4 protein-coding genes are annotated in these 2,953 nt (G+C 67.8%); 2 read left to right on the forward strand and 2 right to left on the reverse strand.

What is annotated here, in order from left to right; genetic code table 11:
* On the reverse strand, positions 1-194 hold a 194-nt coding region (locus tag I6U14_RS12925; RefSeq protein ID WP_296899916.1), incomplete at its 3' end, for a thiamine phosphate synthase.
* The gene (gene thiM / locus I6U14_RS12930) at positions 191-1,102 is read right to left on the reverse strand and encodes a hydroxyethylthiazole kinase (RefSeq protein WP_296899917.1); all 912 of its coding nucleotides are present in this window, start codon (positions 1,100-1,102) and stop codon (positions 191-193) included. The genes I6U14_RS12925 and thiM, both read right to left, overlap by 4 nt.
* A gap of 510 nt (positions 1,103-1,612) precedes the next feature.
* Between thiM and rsxA the strand changes: the two genes are divergently transcribed.
* Positions 1,613-2,194 carry an electron transport complex subunit RsxA gene (gene rsxA, locus I6U14_RS12935; RefSeq protein ID WP_296899918.1) on the forward strand — a complete coding sequence of 194 codons (582 nt, stop codon included), beginning with the start codon at positions 1,613-1,615 and terminating at the stop codon, positions 2,192-2,194.
* 109 nt (positions 2,195-2,303) lie between these two features.
* Positions 2,304-2,906, forward strand: a complete 603-nt coding sequence (gene rsxB / locus I6U14_RS12940; protein WP_296899919.1) for an electron transport complex subunit RsxB — start codon at positions 2,304-2,306, stop codon at positions 2,904-2,906.
* Positions 2,907-2,953 lie beyond the last annotated feature (47 nt).

A 2,953-nucleotide genomic window follows, 5' to 3' on the forward strand; every position in this document is an offset into this window, starting at 1 on the left:
CGCCACTGTCGTCCAGCTACGGGACAAGGATGCCCCTGCTCGATGAGCGCCTCGTCAGGGGCATCCTTGTCCCGTAGCTGGACGACAGTGGCGCCGCCTGCCACCGCCGCCAGCACGGTCTGCACCAGGCCGTAGCCGGCACAGAGCTGCGGGTCGGTGATCAAGTAAACGGAGAGATCGATGCGGTGGCTCATGGCGCGCGTACCTCCAGGTCCGCGTCCGCGCCACCCTCGGCGGGCGCCGATGGCAGCGTCGCCGGGGCGATGCGCGCGTCCTTGTCCACAGCATCGGCGCTGAGCCCGGCGAGGGCGTCGATAAAGCAGAGCATGAAGCTGCCCGGGCCGTCGGCACCGCGGGCAGCGCGCTCGCCGGCAAGGCCGTAGTAGGCAAGCGCCGCCACTGTCGCCTCGAAGGCATCATCGGTGACGGCGAGGAAGGCCCCGCAGACCCCGGTGAGCGCGCAGCCCAGCGCCGTCACCTGGGGCATCAGCGCATGGCCGTTGGCGACATGCGCGGCACGACGGCCGTCGGTGATGAAGTCGATCTCGCCGGTGACGGCGACGACACAGCCTTGGCGCTGCGCAAGGCTCACAGCCGCGTACTCCGCCGCCGCCACTGGGTCCGCGGCGTCCACGCCCCGGCCGGCGGTCGATCCGTTGTCTGCGGCCCCGCCGAGCGCGAGGACCTCTGAGGCGTTACCGCGGACCAGGGTCGGCGCGAGCTCGAGGAGCTGCGACGCGGCCTGTCGACGCAGTGTCGTGGCGCCGGCGGCCACCGGGTCCAGTACCCAAGGCTTGCTGTGGTCAACAGCGGCTTCCGCGGCCACCAGCATGCCCTCCAGCCATGCAGGGGACAGGGTGCCGATGTTGATGGTGAGGGCGTCGGCGATGGCCGCGAACTCGCCGGCCTCCTCCCGGGCGTGCACCATGGCGGGCGAGGCACCCACGGCCAACAGGATGTTCGCGGCCGGATTCATGGCCACGAAGTTGGTGATGTTCTGAACCAGCGGCGCGCGCGAGCGCAGGCGGCGCAGTGCGCCTCCGGGCGGAGACAGCGGTTGGGTCAGCGGCGGCGTTCGGGGGCTGGGCTCTTCGACTGACATGAGATCGCTTAGCGCGGCCGTATGAATCCGGTGGTCGGGTCCGTCTTCTGTTGTCGGTTGAGCATCGAGCAGTGCTGGTCCGGCGCACGCGATGCTCGCCGATGGAAGTGGCGGTGGCGCCGCCACGGCGCAAGCCGAGCGAGCGGGGCTGTCTTGTGCGCCGGCCTGTGCGCCGGCGGCTTTTCCTGAGTAAAATACTCAGGATCAGCGCCTCCGGGGTGATGGCGGTCAACGTCTTCCACGAACGGCCCTGTTACAGTGGCCGAATCTTGGGTTGGCCGAAGCGCGGGGTGGCCCAAGCCGGTGGGCGGCCGCCGGGCAGACGGCCGCGACCGCTTGCGTACCGGACGGCCGCGCCGGCTTGCTGTATTGCTGCGCTGCAACATCAGCATTATGATGGCGTCATTCGGCAGTAACCGCAAAATCTCAAGTGAAAAGCCCTAGCGGCGCCCGCGCTCATCCGGAAGCTCGCGACGGCGCATGTGGCATGCAACCGCACCACTTTAACCCATGACCGAGTACGCGCTGATCCTCGTTGGCACCGTTCTGGTGAACAACTTCGTGCTCGTGAAGTTTCTCGGGCTGTGCCCCTTCATGGGCGTGTCGAAGAAGCTCGAGACGGCCATCGGCATGGGCTTCGCGACGACCTTCGTGCTGACGCTGTCGGCGGTGACGTCCTGGGTGGTGAACGAGTACCTGCTGGTGCCGCTCGGCATCGACTATCTCCGCACCATCGCCTTCATCCTGGTGATCGCCGTGGTGGTGCAGTTCACCGAGACCGTCATGCACAAGACGAGCCCCGTGCTGTATCAGGTGCTCGGCATCTTCCTGCCGCTGATTACCACCAACTGTGCGGTGCTCGGTGTGGCGCTGCTGAACCTGCAGGAGCAGCGGGGCTTCCTGGAATCGGCATTGTACGGCTTCGGCGCTGCTGTCGGCTTCTCGCTGGTGCTGGTGCTGTTTGCCGCGATGCGCGAGCGCATCGCCGTGGCGGACGTGCCGGAGCCTTTTCAAGGCAGCTCCATCGCCATGGTCACCGCAGGGCTGATGTCGCTCGCGTTCATGGGCTTTGCGGGGCTGGTGTCCGTGTGAGCGGTGTGCGGAACGACCAGCCTGCGCCCGCTGCCAAACGCAATGCGCGGCGCGTCCCCGGCTGCCGCCCGCAGCCGGTGGACGGTCCGTTACAACAGGAGATTGGGTCATGTTGACTGCTATCGCCGCCATCGCGCTCCTGGCGGCGGCCTTCGGGCTGTTGCTGGGCTACTCGGCGATCCGCTTTCACATCGAGGGCGACCCGGTTGCCGACCAAGTGGATGCGCTGCTGCCGCAGAGCCAGTGCGGCCAATGCGGCTACCCGGGCTGCCGGCCCTACGCCGAAGCCGTTGCCGCCGGCGAGGCCGAGATCAACCAGTGCGCGCCGGGGGGCGAGGGCACCATGCTCGCCATCGCGGACCTGCTCGGCCGAGAGCCCGTCGAGGTCGGCGAGTTGGTCGAGAAGCCGAAGGCGGTCGCCGTCATCGATGAGCAGACGTGCATCGGCTGCACCAAGTGTCTGCAGGTCTGTCCCGTCGATGCCATCGTTGGCGCCGCCAAGCAGCTGCATGGGATACTGGCCGCCGAGTGCACCGGCTGCGAGCTCTGTCTGGAGCCCTGCCCGGTGGACTGCATCCACATGGAGGTCATCCCGCAGACCATCGCCAACTGGAAGTGGCCCTATCCGATGACGCCGCGCGTGGCCTCTGGGCGGCCGGGGAGCGCGGCCAATGCCGACGAAGCCGAAGCGGAGCAACGCGAGGCGGCCTAGGGAGATGCTGATTTATTGGGCATCCTGCCCAAAAATCAGACGGAGCC

Source organism: Thiohalocapsa sp. (assembly GCF_019695415.1).
Classification (GTDB): Bacteria; Pseudomonadota; Gammaproteobacteria; order Chromatiales; family Chromatiaceae; genus Thiohalocapsa.

What these genes read in the sequence shown, in the direction of transcription:
- thiM (WP_296899917.1), bottom strand. Translation starts at nt 1,102, where the DNA reads ATGTCAGTCGAAGAGCCCAGCCCCCGAACGCCGCCGCTGACCCAACCG.
- rsxA (WP_296899918.1), top strand. Translation starts at nt 1,613, where the DNA reads ATGACCGAGTACGCGCTGATCCTCGTTGGCACCGTTCTGGTGAACAAC.
- rsxB (WP_296899919.1), top strand. Translation starts at nt 2,304, where the DNA reads ATGTTGACTGCTATCGCCGCCATCGCGCTCCTGGCGGCGGCCTTCGGG.